Raw genomic sequence first — 13258 nt, 5'->3', positions numbered from 1 at the left:
CGCTTCTTCACACTTGACCACACCACGAAGCAAATGTGTGCGCACGCTAGCCCACAAGGGGAGAAGGGACGGGCGCTATTCCACCTTCACCAGCACCGCGCTTTCGAATTCGATGACCTTGTCGCCGGTCGAATCGACGCCTTCCGAGCGCAATGTGAGCAGGCTCCAACCGGGGCGCGCGGCAAGCGGGCGATGGGCGAGCGCGGTGCGCGTGAAGGTCACAGTCTCGCCGGCATAGACCGGCTTCAGCCATTTCAGGTTGCGAAAGCCAGGCGAGGGACCGAATTCGGGCTGCGGGCCGGGACCTGTCCAGCGCACGCCCTCGGTCTCCATGCGCTTTTCGAGATTGTATTTCATCCAGGTGGCGGCGGTGTGCCAGCCAGAGGCGCAGAGCCCGCCGAGCATGCTCTTCTTCGCCGCCTCCTCGTCGACATGGAAGACCTGCGGATCGTATTTCTTGGCGAAGGCCTTGATCTCATCGGGCTCGAACTTATGCGAGCCTAGGGTGACGGTTTCACCGATCAGGAAATACTCGTCCAGGGTCACGCGATGGCCTCTCGGGTCAGGAACATGCCCGTGTTCTCAAGCTCGAAGACGCATTCGCCGCGCTGGTTGAACAACTCGCTGCGCATGCTGACAAAGCCGAGCTGAGGCCTCGACTTGGACTGGCGCTTGGCAAGCACGGTGACCTTGCCGGTAAGGCGATCACCGGCCAGAACCGGCTTCTTCCATTTGACATGCTCGATGCCCGGCGAGCCTTGCGAGGTCGAATCGAGCAGGAAGGCGTCGCACAGCATGCGCATGAACATCGCGCAGGTGTGCCAGCCCGAAGCCGAAAGGCCGCCCAGGATGCTGGCCTTGCCGGCCTCCTCGTCGAGATGCATCGGCTGGGCATCGAATTCGCTGGCGAATTCGATGATCTCGGTCGCGCTGACATTCTTGCTGCCGAGGTCGAGCGAGACGCCCTCGACGAAGTCCTCATAGGCCCAAGTCTTTCCGGTCATATCGGCAATCCGGTTGACGAATGCGTGATCCCCAAGGTCGGGCATCCCGGATGACGGCCGAAGGCGATTTGGTCAAGTCCTTTCTGGTAAGCCAGCCAAAGGCTGTCGGCGACGCGACGCGCGGTCAGAGCCAGCCGCGGCGGCGGAAATACCAGAAGGGCAGGATTGCCGAGATCACCATCAGGCCGATGGCGAAGGGGTAGCCGAACTCCCATTTGAGCTCGGGGATGATGTCGAAGTTCATGCCGTAGATCGAGGCGACCAGCGTCGGCGGCAGGAAGATGACGGCGGCGACCGAGAAGATCTTGATGATGGCGTTCTGCTCGATCGAGATCATGCCGAGCGTGGCATCGAGCAGGAAGGAGATCTTCTGCGACAGGAAAGTGGCGTGGTCGGCGAGCGACAGCACGTCGCGCGACAGCGTCTTGATGCGAGCCCGCACATCTTTGCTCATCTTGGTCTGGGCAGCGACATGGGTGAGAAAGCCGGCCAGGCGCTGCAGCGAGATCAGGCTGTCGCGGACGGAGGAAGCGAGATCCTCCTTGCGGCCGATGCCTTTCAAGAGCTCCTGGAAATCGCGGTTGCGCTTCGAAGCCTTGGTCGAGCGCGCCTCGAAGATGTCGCGCGAGATCACTTCCACGTCACGACCGGCGCGCTCGAGGATATCGGCCAGCCGATCGACGATCGCTTCCAAGAGGCCGATCAGGATGGTGTCGCCGCTGGTGCAGCCGGTCGCCACCTTTTCGGCGCGCAGCGGGAAGGTCTTGAAGGCCTTGGGCTCGTGGTAGCGGATGGTGATCAGCCGGTTGCCGGCGAGCGCAAAGGTCACCGGCGACATCAATGGGTCGTCGACCTCGGTCTGCGCCGGCAGCACGGCGGTCATGAAGTAGCCGCCGTCCTCGACATACAGGCGGCTCGAGATCTCGATCTCCTCCATCTCCTCGCGGGTCGGGATGGCAATGCCCAGCCAGCCCTCGATGACGGCCTCTTCCTCCTTGGTGGGATTGAACAGGTCGGCCCAAACAACCCTGTCGCCGTCTCGCGTAAGATCGTCGGTGACCCGCAGGCGATCATTGTCCACGACGAAGGCCTTGATCATCGCCGGGTCTCCCTTGCTGGACCAAAGAAATTTCGTTCGAAGCGTCGTCCGGATGGCACAGGCCCGTGGAGCCCGTCAGCCCCGGCCGCTTAGCCCTGCTGCATCACAAGGTCAAGACAAGGCGTCCACCGGCCGGAGGGCCGGCGGTCAAACCGGGTGCAAGCAAGGCGATATCAGGTGTTGAACTTGAACAGCATGATGTCGCCATCCTGGACGACATACTCCTTGCCTTCGTCGCGCGCCTTGCCGGCTTCCTTGGCCGCCACTTCGCCGCCCAGCGTGACGAAATCGTTGTAGGAAATCGTCTGGGCGCGGATGAAGCCGCGCTCGAAATCGGTGTGGATGACACCGGCAGCCTGCGGTGCCTTATCGCCTTTGTGGATCGTCCAGGCGCGCGTCTCCTTCGGCCCGACGGTGAAATAGGTGATCAGATGCAAGAGCTCGTAGCCGGCGCGGATCACCTTGTTGAGACCTGGCTCATCAAGGCCGATCGAGGCAAGGAATTCCATTTCCTCCTCGTCGGAAAGCTGAGCGACTTCCGCCTCGATCGCCGCCGAGATCACCACTGTGCCGGCGCCCTGCGCGGCGGCCATCTTCTCCACTGCCTGCGTGTGCTCGTTGCCGGTGGCGGCGTCGGCCTCGGCGACGTTGCAGACGTAGAGAACGGGATGCGAGGTCAGAAGGTTCAGCCCCTGCAGGATGCGCAGATCCTCCACCGCGATGCCGTTGAGCAGGAAGCGCGTCGGCTTGCCGGCCTGCAGCAATTCGAGCGCCGCCTCCATCATCGGCAGCACGGCCATGGCTTCCTTGTCCTTGCCGGCGGCGCGCTTGCGGAACTGGACGATGCGGCGCTCGAGGCTTTCCAGGTCGGCAAGCATCAGCTCGGTCTCGACGGTCTCGGCGTCGGCGACCGGATCGATGCGGCCTTCGACATGGGTGATGTCGTCATCCTCGAAGCAGCGCAGCACATGGACGATGGCGTCGACCTCGCGGATGTTGGCGAGGAACTGGTTGCCAAGCCCTTCGCCCTTGGAGGCGCCGCGAACCAGACCGGCGATGTCGACGAAGGAAATGCGGGTCGGGATGATCTCCTTCGACTTGCCGATCGCGGCAATCTTCTGCAGGCGTGGGTCTGGCACCGCCACCTCGCCGGTGTTCGGTTCGATGGTGCAGAAAGGATAGTTGGCGGCCTGCGCGGCGGCGGTCCTGGTCAATGCGTTGAACAGCGTCGACTTGCCGACGTTGGGCAAGCCAACGATGCCACATTTGAAACCCATTTTTGTTCCTATCGGGAATTCGAGTTTGCGGAGGCTATGGGCGAAAGGGCGGACGATCGTCAAGCCCTCGGGGGGTCGTGTTTCGGTTCAATCCTTACCGCCGAACAGCTTCTTCAGCATCGCAGCCATCGGGCCGCTTTCGGGGACCTTTGCCGCTGGCTGCTGCGGACGGGCCTGGCGGATGTGGCTTTGCGCCTTGGGCGCCTTGGGTGGCGGCCGGTCATCATCGCCGGTGGGCACGAGTTTGTCGCGCAGCGCCAGCGTGATGCGGTTCATGAAGGAACTGTCGTCGCCCTTGGCCAGCAAGCCTGCGTCGTCGGCGATCGCGTCGAGCAAAACGTCGAGCCATTCACGGTCGGCCTTGGCGAAATCGCCGAGCACATGGCCGTGCACCATCTCCTTGACGCCGGGATGGCCGACACCGATGCGCACGCGGCGATAGGCATTGCCGACATGCTGGTCGAGCGAGCGGATGCCGTTATGGCCGCCCGAGCCGCCACCCAGCTTGACCCTGACCTTGCCGGCGGCAAGGTCGATCTCGTCGTAGAAGACGGTGAGGGCGGATGGCTCGAGCTTGTAGAAGCGCAGCGCCTCGCCGACCGATTGTCCGGACAGGTTCATGAAGGTCTGCGGCTTGATCAGCAGGACCTTCTCGCCGCCGAGTGAGCCTTCGGAAATCAGCCCCTGGAACTTTTTCGACCAGGGCGAAAAGGAATGGCGGCGGGCAATCGCGTCCGCCGCCATGAAGCCGACATTGTGCCGGTTGTTCTGATATTTCGCGCCCGGATTGCCGAGGCCTGCAAAGACAAGCATCGTCGCCTCCGGACGCGGAAGAGATTACTTCTCTTCCTCGGCAGGGGCCGCCGCTTCCGGAGCCTCCGCCTCGGTGGTTTCTTCCGTCTCCGGCTTCATCGCCGCGGAACCGGCAATGGTCGCGATGGTGAAGTCGCGATCGGAGATCACCGGCTTGACGCCGGCCGGCAGGGCAACCGCCGAAATGTGGATCGAGTCGCCGATTTCGGCGCCGGTGAGGTCGACGGTGATGAATTCCGGGATCGCATTGGCCGGGCAGTGGAACTCGACTTCGTGACGCACGATGTTGAGCACGCCGCCGCGCTTGATGCCGGGCGACTTCTCTTCATTGATGAAGTGGACGGGCACGTCGACATTGACCTCGGTGTCCTTGCCGATGCGCAGGAAGTCGACATGGACCGGGAAGTCCTTGACCGGATCGAGCTGAAAATCCTTCGGCAGGACCTGGATCTTCTTGCCGTCAACATCGATCGTGGCGATCGTGGTCAGGAACCCGCCGCCGTGGATCTTGTAGAAGACGTCCTTGTAGTTGAGCGCGATCGCCAGGGGGGGCTGCTTGTCGCCGTAAATAACTGCAGGCACTTTACCGTTACGGCGAACTGCACGGGCGGACCCCTTACCGACCTGTTCGCGCGCTTCGGCCTTGAGCTCGTAAGCCTCGTGGCTCATGGCATTTCCTTTCGCGTGTTGTGGAGCGTTCGCGGCGGGCAAGCCCATCCGTAAACGTCGAAAGCCGTCGCAGCTTGCATGGTCGATCCAATGCTTTTGGCTGTCCAAACGCTTTGGGGATCATGCAGGCCTGGCCGGCCTTCCTCCGCGTTGCCTCCAAGGGTGTCTACGCGGGTGGCGGCTCTATAGCGGAAGCCGGGCAAGGGCGCAAGCCGTTGAGGCGGAAGCCCTTTGACCAAGGTCGGCTTGAGCATAGTCGACGCTTCCGCCTGACGCAAAGTTGGATCTGCCAGCCTGCTCCGAGCACCGTCTGCATTCGTCATGTAGGATCGGGCAGGTTTCAATCGTCCTTGGCATTCGAAGGACCTCTGGAGATCGACATGAAACTTCTGTTCAGCCGCAACCCCAATCCTCGCCTCGCGGTCGCGGTGGCGCGCTATCTCAAGGCGGAGGTCGCGTACGAATTCGCATCACCCATGGCGCCGGGTCAGGCCGAGCGCTATCGCGCGCTGAACCCCAATTTGACGTTACCCATACTGGTCGGTCCCGGCTGGAGCCTGTGGGAGGCTGACGCCATAGCCTGCCGGCTCTCGCGCGACAGGCATTCGAATTTCTGGCGCAGCGGAGACGACGAGCCCGAGATGATCCGCTGGCTGAGCTGGGGTAAGGAGAATTTTGCCCGCGGCTGCGACATGGTGCATTTCGAGCGCGGCACCAAGCAGCGTTGGGGGTTGGGGCCGATCGACAAGGCCCTGGTCGAGGAGGGGCTTGGAGTATTCCACACATCGGCCGCCGTCCTTGATGTGGTGCTTTCGGAAAGGGAGTGGCTGGTTGGCAATTCCGTCTCCTATGCCGACTTTCGCATGGCGACGTTTCTCGCGTTCAACGATGTCGCCAGGTTGCCGCTCGAGGACTACCCATCCATCCGCCGCTGGTATGGTCGGCTTGAGGCGATCGATGCCTGGCGCGACCCGTTCCAGGGGCTGGAGGCGCCGCCGCTGCCGCTGGTCAACAGCGAAGCCTTGCCGGACCGAGCGTCGATCTGAACCGATCCTTTTTGAAGGATGACCGCGACGGAATCTGCCGATCATAGCTAAAATGGCCGATAACCTCGCCATCCTGGGTCATGGGACGCGGACCGGAACTCCGCATCCGCTGAACCAACCAACGGCGAAAGGACGCAAACTCAATCCCTCCGCCAAGCTCGTTTTGAAATCTTCTCGCTCACTTAATTCTACAAAATCGGTAGTCTTAATGGAGAAGTGCCCGCGAGGAGAGCCTGAAAATGACGAAGAAGCTGGTGGTGGGGATATCCGGCAACCTGACTCGCCCGTCGAAGACCAAGGCGTTCATCAGCCACATTGCCGGCGAGGTCGCCGGCCGGATCGGCGCGGCCGCGGCGGTCTTCGACATTGATGATCTTGGCCTGTCGTTGCCTACGGCACGGCGGCTTGGTGATCTCGACCCGACTGCCCGCGGCGTTATCGAACAGCTGGTCAACGCCGATGTTCTGGTGGCCGGGTCACCAACTTTCAAAGGCAGCTATACCGGACTTTTCAAGCACTTGTTCGATCTGCTCGATCCGTCCTCTCTGCGTGGAAAACCGGTTGTTCTTGCGGCGACCGGCGGCGGCGAGCGTCACTCGCTGATCGTCGAGCATCAGCTGCGCCCGCTGTTCGGCTTCTTCGAAGCGCTGACCATGCCGACCGCGATTTACGCCTCCGATAAGGATTTTGCCGACGGCGTGCTGGTGTCGGAAGCGATCCATGCCCGCGCCCGTCAGGCCGTAGCCGAGGCTGTCAACGTTGTCGGCGCCACCCGCAGCGTCGGCCTTGCCGCCTGACTCCGAAGCATTCGCATCGAACAGAAGGATCAGCCATGACCAGCCCCAGCAAGTCCAGACAGATCAAGCTCGGCGCCTTTCTGCCCGGCGGCGGCCAGCATGTCGCGGCCTGGCGCCATCCGGACTCGCCGGCCGACGGCGCGACCAATTTCGAGTTCCACAGAAAGCTCGCGCTAACCGCCGAGCGCGGCCTGTTCGATGCCTATTTCCTCGCCGACAATCTGACGGTGGGCCTCGGCGCCCGCGAGGGCGGCAACGCCAAGATCGCCGGTTTCGAGCCGGTGACGCTGTTTGCGGCGCTGGCGCCGTTCACCACCCATATCGGCTTCATCGCTACCGCTTCGACGACCTATGAGGAGCCTTATACGCTCGCCCGCAAATTCGCTTCGCTCGACCTTCTGTCGAACGGCAGAGCCGGCTGGAATGTCGTGACCTCGGCTGGCGACGACACGGCGCGCAATTTCAACCGCGACGTCCAGCCCAACCACGCCGGCCGCTACGCGCGGGCGCATGAGCATGTCGAGACGGTCAAGGCGCTGTGGGACAGCTGGGAAGACGACGCTTTCATCCGCGACAAGAAGACCGGCCGCTTCTACGACAAAGACAAGCTGCACGACATCAACCACAAGGGCGAGCATTTCAGCGTCAAGGGGCCGCTCAACGTACCACGTCCGGTGCAGGGCCACCCGGTGGTGGTGCAGGCCGGTCAATCCGAGGACGGGCGTGGGCTTGCGGCGGCTTCGGCCGAGGTGATCTTCACCGCGCATCAGAATCTGGCATCGGCGCAGGAATTCTATCGCGACATCAAGGCGCGCGTGGCGGCGGCCGGCCGTGATCCGGCGCAGGTGCTGATCATGCCGGGCGTGGCACCGTTCGTCGGCCGTACCGAAGAGGAGGCCCGCGCCAAATACCGGCAATTGAACGACCTGATCCTGCCGGAGGACGGCGTGGCGCTGCTCAACGCGCTTGCCGGTCAGACGCTCGACCTCAGGGATTATCTGCTCGACGGGCCGCTGCCGCCGAGCAAGGAGACCGAAGGCATGAAGAGCCGGCAGGCGCTGATCCGCCAGATCGCCGACGAGCACAATTTCACGATCCGCCAGCTCTATCAGTGGGTGGCGACCGCACGCGGTCACTACACGGTGATCGGCAGCGCCACACAGGTCGCCGACCAACTGGAAGAGTGGTTCACCAGCGAAGCCGCTGACGGCTTCAACATCCTGCCGCCCTGGCTGCCAGGCGCGCTCGACGATTTCGTCGACCTGGTGATCCCCGAACTGCAGCGCCGCGGCCTGTTCCGCACCGCCTATGAAGGTAGGACGCTGCGCGAGAATCTCGGTCTCAGGCGGCCGCAGAATCCGTGGACGGTCGCGCGCTCGACCGTGCTCGCAGCCGAATGATCCTCAGAAGACGAAAGGCAAGACGATGACTTTGCAGCACATCGAACGCCCGGTCGGTATCAGCGGGCATGGGGGCGGCAATGGCTTCGGGACGGAGGCCTTGCGGCTGGCCGGCCGGACCTCGGCGCGTATCCTGTCGCGCTATGGCGTGCTGCTCGGCTTCCTGACGCTCTGGCAGGTGGCGGCAAGCAGCGGCTGGGTCAATACGGCGGTGCTGCCGCCGATCGACACTATTGTTGCAGCACTCTGGAAGGGGCTGGCCGGCGGCAGCCTGCTCGGCGACATCGCCATCAGCCTGCAACGCGCCGGTCTCGCTTTCGCGGCGGCGGTCGTCGTCGCCATTCCGCTCGGCCTGGTAATGGGCCAGGTACGGGCGGTCGAAACCGCGCTCGACCCGATCCTGCAGCTCTTCCGCCAGACCTCGGCGCTGGCGCTCTATCCGGTGTTCATCCTGCTTTTGGGACTGGGAGAAGCATCCAAGGTGTTCGTCATCTTCTGGGCGACGCTGTTTCCGCTGCTGCTCAACACCATCAGCGGCGTCAAGGAGGTCGACCCGAAGCTGCTCGAAATGGCGCGCGTCTATGGCGCCCGGCGGCTGACCATTTTCCGCCGTGTCGTGCTGCCGGGAGCCGTGCCCTCGATCTTCGTCGGCTTGAGGCTCGGCGCCACCACTGCGCTGCTGCTGCTCATCGCCTCGGAGATGATCGGCGCCAACAAGGGCATCGGCTTCCAGGTGATGAATGCCCAATACAACTTCCAGATCCCGCTGATGTTCGCGGCGATCGTTATCCTTGCGGCGCTCGGCCTGATCGCCAACCAGGCGCTGGTCAGCCTGCAGCGGCGGCTCTGCCGCTGGAGCAACACCGTCGGCTAAGCAGCCAATCTTTCACTTCTCATTCCTGAAACCATGAAAGGCCGGACCATGACCACCACACGCCGTTCGCTTCTCCTGCGTGCCCCGCTTGCCGCCGGCATCATCGCCGTCGGCCTGCCTTCGATCGCGCGCTCGCAGGCCGCTTCCGTCAAAATCCGCTATCTCGCCAGCCGCGGCAGCATCTCCCCGCATGAGCTCGCCGACGAGCTCGGCTATTTCAAAGGCCTCGGCATCGGGCTTGAGAATGTCGGCTACGCCGCGGGCGGGCCGGAATCGCTGTTCGCGCTGGCCTCCGGCAGCGTCGATCTTGGCTCCGCCGCCACGCCTGCCGTGATCAACTCGATCGCCGGCGGTAATGACTTCGTCGCGGCTTACCCCAGCAACGGCATCAACAAGGATGTCAAAAGCGTCTTCTACGTGCTGGACGACAGTCCGATCAAATCGATCGCCGACATTGCCGGCAAGACGATCTCGGTCAACACGCTCGGCGCCCATCTCGACTATACAGTACGTGAGGCACTGCACGGCATCGGCCTGCCGCCGGACGCTGCCAAGCTGGTCGTGGTGCCCGGGCCGCAGCTCGAGCAGACCTTGCGCTCGCATCAGGTCGACGTCGCGGGCCTCGGCTACTGGCAGGCGACCTTCGCCGGCCAGCTGGTCAGCAACGGCGGCGTGCGCGGCATCTTCAACGACACCGATGTGCTCGGCGAGATCGCTGGCGGTTTCGTGGTGCTGCGGCGGGACTTCATTGCCGCCAACCCCGACGCCGCCCGCAATTTCGTCGAGCAGTCAGCGCGCGCCGCGGACTGGTCGCGGCAAAATCCCGACGAGACCCGCAAGTTGCTCGCCGACGTCCTGAACAGGCGCGGCGAGAATGGCGATCTGGCGCGCTACTGGACCGGCTTCGGCCTGCGCGAAAAGGCGGCGGTAACGAATCGCGACGTCGACTTCTGGGTGAACATTCTCGAGCGGGACGGTCGACTGCCGAAGGGCAAGCTCAAGGCAGCCGACATCCTCTACCGCCCGGGCGAAACCAAGACCAACTGAGCACGGAGACCCATGCCATGGCAACGCCAAGCGGCGGCGAGGTCACGATACGCGACCTGTCGAAATCCTTCAGCCTCGGCGGGCGGCAGCTTGCCGTGTTGCGCTCGCTCAATCTCGACATCCGCTCCGGCGAATGCCTGGTCATCGTCGGCGCCAGCGGTTCCGGCAAGACGACGCTGCTGCGCATCCTTGCCGGGCTGGAGCAGGCCGATGGCGGCGGTGTCGCGATCGACGGCAGAGAGATCGAGGGCGTCGGCGCAGAGCGGGCGGTGATCTTCCAGGAGCCGCGACTTCTGCCCTGGCTGACCGTGCTGGGCAACGTCGCCTTCGGCCTCGAAGTGCGTGGCGTGCCCAAGGCGGAGGCCGAGAAGCGGGCGCGGTTCTATATCGCGCTGGTCGGCCTGGCTGAGTTCGCCGACGCCTATCCGCGGCAGCTCTCGGGCGGCATGGCGCAACGCGTCGGCATCGCCAGGGCATTGACGGTGCAGCCGGAGATCCTGCTGCTCGACGAGCCGCTCGGCGCGCTCGACGCCATGACCAAGATCTCCATGCAGGAGGAACTGGCGCGCATCTGGAACGAGGAGAACGTCACCATGGTCGTTGTCACCCATGACCTCGAGGAGGCGATCTATCTCGCCGACCGTGTGCTGATCCTGCCCAAGGAGAAAGGCGGCTTGGCGCGACTGATCGAAATCGACCTGCCGCGTCCGCGCGACCGCAGCGAAAGCCGCTTCGTGCGCTACCGCGAGGAATTGCTGCGCGAGTTCGGGCTGCATTAAAGGATAGTGCGCAGGCTTCAACTGGCGCCGGCCAGGTCCCTGTTCAGCGCATCCCGCAGCGCCTGGACCTGCCGATTCAGGGCGTCGAGCTGCGCCATGGTCATGCCCGAGCGCTCGATCAGGGTCTCGTTCAGGCAATTGCACCGGACCAACAGGGCGCGTCCGGCCGCAGTCAGGTCGACCTGCACCTGACGCTCGTCGGTTCGGCTGCGCTGGCGCGTGACCAGTCCGGCCTGTTCCATGCGCTTCACCAGCGGCGTGATGGTGCTCGATTCTAGGGCGAGCCGATGCGCGATGCTGCCCACCGACATGCCGTCCGCCTCGCCAAGCGCGTTGAGCACCAGATATTGCGGATAAGTGATCCCCATCTTGTCCAGCATCGGCTTGTAGGTACGATTGATTGTCATGCTGGTGGTGTAAAGTGTGAAACAGAGCTGGTTGTCCAAGGGAAGAGGCACGACGCGTTCCTTTTGCCGACTGAGCATTAATTATCTACCACGAAAAATGTTATCGTGATACATATTTTTGTGGACAAACGGGCTCGATCACGTTACGCATATCATTATCGCGATATTATTTACGGCGAAAATTATAGAGGAGATGGAAATGACTGAAGCTTCGCAGACCAAGGCCGGCTCCGGCAGCGGCACGATCACCACCAAGGACGGAACGCAAATCTACTACAAGGACTGGGGCACCGGTCAGCCGATCGTCTTCCACCATGGCTGGCCATTGAGCAGCGACGACTGGGACGCCCAGATGCTGTTCTTCCTGTCGAAGGGCTACCGCGTCATCGCGCATGATCGTCGCGGCCACGGTCGTTCGACGCAGACCGACATCGGCAACGAGATGGACACCTATGCCGCCGACGTCGCCGCGCTCACAGCACATTTGAATCTGCAAGGTGCCATCCATGTCGGCCATTCGACCGGCGGCGGCGAAGTGGCGCGCTATGTCGCTAAGTATGGTTCCGGCGGTCGCGTCGCCAAGGCCGTGCTGATCGGCGCGGTGCCGCCGATCATGGTCAAGTCGGACGCCAATCCCGGCGGCCTGCCGATCGAGGTGTTCGATGGCTTCCGCTCCGCCCAGGCAGCCAACCGTGCCCAGTTCTTCCGCGATGTTCCGGCCGGCCCGTTCTACGGCTTCAACCGCCCGGGCGCGGTGGTGTCGCAAGGGGTCGTCGACAATTGGTGGCGCCAGGGCATGATGGGCGGCACCAAGGCGCACTACGATTGCATCAAGGCGTTTTCTGAAACCGACTTCACCGAGGACCTAAAGGCAATCGACGTGCCCGTGCTGGTCATGCATGGTGACGACGACCAGATCGTGCCGATCGCTGACTCCGCTCTGCTTTCGATCAAGCTGCTCAAGAAGGGCGAGCTCAAGGTCTACAAGGGTTTGCCGCACGGCATGGCGACGACCCACGCGGACGTCATCAACGCGGACCTGCTGGCCTTCTTCAAGGCGTAAGGCCCTTTCAGAACGCAACAAAAGAACACCCGCCGGATGGCGGGTGTTCCTGCGTCATGGCGATGTCAGGCGATGCTCAAGCCGCCATCGATCAGCATTTCCGCGCCGACCATAAATGGGCATTCGTCCGAAGCGAGAAAAACCACTGCGTTGGCAATTTCCTCGGCGGTTCCGAAACGGCCGGCAGGCACGAGGCCGACCACAGCTTTCGCGCGCGCCTTCGCGGCTTCGGGGTCCAGCCCAAGTTTGTCGTTGAGCGGCGTGTCGATCGGACCCGGGCTGATCACATTGGCGCGAATACCGCGTCCTATCAATTCCCCCGAGAGCGTCCGCGCGAGCGAGATCATGCCGGCCTTGGCCAGCGCATAGACGTGCGTTCCGGCCATTCCCATATGCGCGTTGACCGAGCCGCTGAGGATGATCGACGACGGGTTCGAAAACAGCGGAACGAGCGCCTTGACCAGGAAGTACGGTCCCTTGAGGTCGATATCGATACTCCGGTCAAACGCGGCCTCTGTCCAGTCGCCGAGCGGGCGCAGGTCGGCGATGCCAGCGTTGAGGAAGAGAGCGTCGAGCCTGCCGAAGGTTTCCCCGATCTGCCGGGCAATGTCGTTCTGGGCTGCTGCATCGCCGGCATCGGCGCCGATGATGAGCACATCGCCGCCCAATACGTTGCGCGCCTCCTCGAGACGGCCCGCATTGGTGCCGGTAATGGCGATGCGGGCGCCCTCTTCAATGAAGCGTCGCGCCGTCACCAGGCCGATGCCGCTTGTGCCGCCGGTAATCAGTGCGACTTTGCCTTTAAGTCTCGACATTACAGATTGCCCCCATTCTTACGCGTATCGCGGCGCACCGATCAGGCGCTGAGCCCGGTTCCTTATGTTCACTGTGTCGCCTCGCGCACGCGTATCGAACACTAGCAGGCTTCACCTGGCGTGTGCGGAAAGAATCACTGAGGGCGTAGCAGCGGCCACGCCCTCATA

The 13258-nt window shown here is 63.1% G+C and carries 15 protein-coding genes; 7 read left to right on the top strand and 8 right to left on the bottom strand.

Annotated elements, in window-relative coordinates; all coding sequences use genetic code 11:
* Positions 1-75 precede the first annotated feature (75 nt).
* The 6 genes from RFM40_RS26215 to RFM40_RS26190 all read right to left on the bottom strand — a co-directional run bounded on the left by RFM40_RS26215 (position 76) and on the right by RFM40_RS26190 (position 4862).
* Positions 76-546 carry a MaoC family dehydratase gene (locus RFM40_RS26215; protein ID WP_320229257.1) on the bottom strand — a complete coding sequence of 157 codons (471 nt, stop codon included), beginning with the start codon at positions 544-546 and terminating at the stop codon, positions 76-78.
* Complete coding sequence (locus RFM40_RS26210) at positions 543-1004, bottom strand: MaoC family dehydratase (RefSeq protein ID WP_320229256.1); 462 nt, start codon at positions 1002-1004, stop codon at positions 543-545. The genes RFM40_RS26215 and RFM40_RS26210 overlap by 4 nt, the downstream gene beginning before the upstream one ends.
* Positions 1005-1128: 124 nt before the next feature.
* Positions 1129-2103 carry a magnesium/cobalt transporter CorA gene (gene corA, locus RFM40_RS26205; RefSeq protein WP_292340250.1) on the bottom strand — a complete coding sequence of 325 codons (975 nt, stop codon included), beginning with the start codon at positions 2101-2103 and terminating at the stop codon, positions 1129-1131.
* A gap of 173 nt (positions 2104-2276) precedes the next feature.
* The gene (gene ychF, locus RFM40_RS26200; RefSeq protein WP_320229255.1) at positions 2277-3380 is read right to left on the bottom strand and encodes a redox-regulated ATPase YchF; all 1104 of its coding nucleotides are present in this window, start codon (positions 3378-3380) and stop codon (positions 2277-2279) included.
* 87 nt (positions 3381-3467) lie between these two features.
* A complete protein-coding gene (gene pth / locus RFM40_RS26195) occupies positions 3468-4193 on the bottom strand; it encodes an aminoacyl-tRNA hydrolase (protein WP_320229254.1) in 726 nt (241 codons plus the stop codon).
* 24 nt (positions 4194-4217) lie between these two features.
* Positions 4218-4862, bottom strand: a complete 645-nt coding sequence (locus tag RFM40_RS26190; protein WP_320229253.1) for a 50S ribosomal protein L25/general stress protein Ctc — start codon at positions 4860-4862, stop codon at positions 4218-4220.
* A 380-nt stretch (positions 4863-5242) separates the two neighbouring features.
* Here RFM40_RS26190 and RFM40_RS26185 point away from each other — a divergent pair, with 380 nt between their 5' ends.
* From RFM40_RS26185 to RFM40_RS26160, 6 genes are all read left to right on the top strand, one after another.
* Positions 5243-5908, top strand: a complete 666-nt coding sequence (locus RFM40_RS26185) for a glutathione S-transferase family protein (protein WP_320229252.1) — start codon at positions 5243-5245, stop codon at positions 5906-5908.
* 239 nt (positions 5909-6147) lie between these two features.
* Positions 6148-6705: an FMN reductase gene (msuE, locus tag RFM40_RS26180; RefSeq protein ID WP_126098766.1), complete on the top strand. Its 558-nt coding sequence runs from the start codon at positions 6148-6150 to the stop codon at positions 6703-6705.
* 35 nt (positions 6706-6740) lie between these two features.
* Positions 6741-8105 carry an LLM class flavin-dependent oxidoreductase gene (locus tag RFM40_RS26175; protein ID WP_320278557.1) on the top strand — a complete coding sequence of 455 codons (1365 nt, stop codon included), beginning with the start codon at positions 6741-6743 and terminating at the stop codon, positions 8103-8105.
* A 25-nt stretch (positions 8106-8130) separates the two neighbouring features.
* On the top strand, positions 8131-8979 hold the full coding sequence (locus tag RFM40_RS26170) for an ABC transporter permease (protein ID WP_320229249.1): 849 nt from the start codon (positions 8131-8133) through the stop codon (positions 8977-8979).
* Positions 8980-9027: 48 nt separating this feature from the next.
* Entirely contained in the window at positions 9028-10026 is a 999-nt protein-coding gene (locus RFM40_RS26165; RefSeq protein ID WP_320278556.1) for an ABC transporter substrate-binding protein, read from the top strand.
* A 17-nt stretch (positions 10027-10043) separates the two neighbouring features.
* Positions 10044-10805 carry an ABC transporter ATP-binding protein gene (locus tag RFM40_RS26160; protein ID WP_320278555.1) on the top strand — a complete coding sequence of 254 codons (762 nt, stop codon included), beginning with the start codon at positions 10044-10046 and terminating at the stop codon, positions 10803-10805.
* Between the two features lie 17 nt (positions 10806-10822).
* Here RFM40_RS26160 and RFM40_RS26155 read toward each other — a convergent pair whose 3' ends face one another.
* On the bottom strand, positions 10823-11263 hold the full coding sequence (locus RFM40_RS26155; RefSeq protein WP_320229246.1) for a MarR family winged helix-turn-helix transcriptional regulator: 441 nt from the start codon (positions 11261-11263) through the stop codon (positions 10823-10825).
* A 148-nt stretch (positions 11264-11411) separates the two neighbouring features.
* Here RFM40_RS26155 and RFM40_RS26150 point away from each other — a divergent pair, with 148 nt between their 5' ends.
* Positions 11412-12275 carry an alpha/beta fold hydrolase gene (locus tag RFM40_RS26150; RefSeq protein ID WP_320229245.1) on the top strand — a complete coding sequence of 288 codons (864 nt, stop codon included), beginning with the start codon at positions 11412-11414 and terminating at the stop codon, positions 12273-12275.
* Between the two features lie 65 nt (positions 12276-12340).
* On the opposite strand, the gene RFM40_RS26145 is transcribed toward RFM40_RS26150, so the two are convergent.
* Entirely contained in the window at positions 12341-13090 is a 750-nt protein-coding gene (locus RFM40_RS26145; protein WP_320229244.1) for an SDR family oxidoreductase, read from the bottom strand.
* Between the last annotated feature and the right edge of the window lie 168 nt (positions 13091-13258).

The organism is Mesorhizobium captivum (assembly GCF_033977165.1).
Lineage (GTDB): Bacteria > Pseudomonadota > Alphaproteobacteria > Rhizobiales > Rhizobiaceae > Mesorhizobium > Mesorhizobium captivum.
Note: the sequence above shows the minus strand (reverse complement) of the source record. Positions and strands in the feature narration are given on the sequence as shown.

What these genes read in the sequence shown, in the direction of transcription:
- RFM40_RS26210 (WP_320229256.1), bottom strand. Translation starts at nt 1,004, where the DNA reads ATGACCGGAAAGACTTGGGCCTATGAGGACTTCGTCGAGGGCGTCTCG.
- corA (WP_292340250.1), bottom strand. Translation starts at nt 2,103, where the DNA reads ATGATCAAGGCCTTCGTCGTGGACAATGATCGCCTGCGGGTCACCGAC.
- ychF (WP_320229255.1), bottom strand. Translation starts at nt 3,380, where the DNA reads ATGGGTTTCAAATGTGGCATCGTTGGCTTGCCCAACGTCGGCAAGTCG.
- pth (WP_320229254.1), bottom strand. Translation starts at nt 4,193, where the DNA reads ATGCTTGTCTTTGCAGGCCTCGGCAATCCGGGCGCGAAATATCAGAAC.
- RFM40_RS26190 (WP_320229253.1), bottom strand. Translation starts at nt 4,862, where the DNA reads ATGAGCCACGAGGCTTACGAGCTCAAGGCCGAAGCGCGCGAACAGGTC.
- RFM40_RS26185 (WP_320229252.1), top strand. Translation starts at nt 5,243, where the DNA reads ATGAAACTTCTGTTCAGCCGCAACCCCAATCCTCGCCTCGCGGTCGCG.
- msuE (WP_126098766.1), top strand. Translation starts at nt 6,148, where the DNA reads ATGACGAAGAAGCTGGTGGTGGGGATATCCGGCAACCTGACTCGCCCG.
- RFM40_RS26175 (WP_320278557.1), top strand. Translation starts at nt 6,741, where the DNA reads ATGACCAGCCCCAGCAAGTCCAGACAGATCAAGCTCGGCGCCTTTCTG.
- RFM40_RS26170 (WP_320229249.1), top strand. Translation starts at nt 8,131, where the DNA reads ATGACTTTGCAGCACATCGAACGCCCGGTCGGTATCAGCGGGCATGGG.
- RFM40_RS26165 (WP_320278556.1), top strand. Translation starts at nt 9,028, where the DNA reads ATGACCACCACACGCCGTTCGCTTCTCCTGCGTGCCCCGCTTGCCGCC.
- RFM40_RS26160 (WP_320278555.1), top strand. Translation starts at nt 10,044, where the DNA reads ATGGCAACGCCAAGCGGCGGCGAGGTCACGATACGCGACCTGTCGAAA.
- RFM40_RS26150 (WP_320229245.1), top strand. Translation starts at nt 11,412, where the DNA reads ATGACTGAAGCTTCGCAGACCAAGGCCGGCTCCGGCAGCGGCACGATC.
- RFM40_RS26145 (WP_320229244.1), bottom strand. Translation starts at nt 13,090, where the DNA reads ATGTCGAGACTTAAAGGCAAAGTCGCACTGATTACCGGCGGCACAAGC.